This window comes from Nonomuraea sp. MG754425, from assembly GCF_021699195.1.
Lineage (GTDB): Bacteria > Actinomycetota > Actinomycetes > Streptosporangiales > Streptosporangiaceae > Nonomuraea.
This window is the reverse complement of record NZ_SSXE01000433.1, coordinates 1-1,046: the sequence shown is the minus strand read 5'-3', so window position 1 is coordinate 1,046 and position 1,046 is coordinate 1. Positions and strand designations below refer to the sequence as shown.

General features: G+C 66.5%; 1 protein-coding gene. It reads left to right on the top strand.

What is annotated here, in order from left to right; genetic code table 11:
* Positions 1–1,046 (top strand): NADH-quinone oxidoreductase subunit NuoH (gene nuoH, locus FAF44_RS53305; RefSeq protein WP_237111138.1); only part of this gene is annotated, 1,046 nt, incomplete at both ends.

The following is a 1,046-nucleotide window of genomic DNA, read 5'->3' as shown; positions in this document are numbered from 1 at the left end:
AAGATGGGGCTGAAGGAGGACATCTTCCCGCGGACCGTGGACAAGGTGCTCTACCTGCTCGCGCCCGTGATCATGGTGGTGCCGGCGTTCCTGGCCTTCTCGATCGTGCCGTTCGGGCCGATGGTGAACCTGTTCGGCGTCGAGACGCCGCTGCAACTGGTGGACCTGCCGGTGGCGGTGCTGTTCATGCTGGCCATGGGCGCGGTGTCGGTCTACGGCGTGGTGCTGGCCGGGTGGTCGTCGCGTTCGCCGTACGCGCTGCTGGGCGGGTTGCGTTCGGCGGCCCAGGTGGTCTCCTACGAGATCGCGATGGGCCTGTCGTTCGTGGCCATCTTCCTGTTCGCCGGCACGCTGTCGACGTCCGAGATCGTCAAGGCGCAGGAGCAGACCTGGTTCGCGGTGCTGCTCATCCCGTCGTTCCTGGTCTACGTGGTCTGCATGTTCGGCGAGGCCGCCCGTATCCCGTTCGACCTGCCCGAGGGCGAGGGCGAGCTGGTCGGCGGCTTCCAGACCGAGTACTCCTCGTCGCTGAAGTTCGCCCTCATCATGATGGGCGAGTACCTGCACACCTTCACCGCCTCGGGCATCGCCGTCACCCTGTTCCTGGGCGGCTGGCGGGCGCCGTACCCGATCTCCTTGTGGGAGGGTGCCAACCAGGGCTGGTGGCCGGTGCTGTGGTTCTTCATCAAGTTCGTACTCACCTTCTGCTTCATCGTGTGGGTGCGCGCCTCGCTGCCCCGCGTGCGCTACGACCAGCTCATGTCGCTGGGATGGAAGGTGCTGATCCCGGTCAACCTGGCCTGGATCATGCTGGTGGCCGCGGTGCGCAACGTGGTCGTCAACGAGGGCAACACCACGGTCGGCATCGGGCTCGGCGTGGTCATCGTGATCTGCGCGCTGGCCATCTGGATGCGGTTCGACACCGTCAACCAGCGGCGCAAGGAGGAGCGCAAGGCACAGGTGGACGCCGAGTTCGAGCAACTGTCCGAGGAGCCGACGGCCGGTGGCTTCCCTGTGCCGCCGCTCGACCTGCCGCACTACCACGG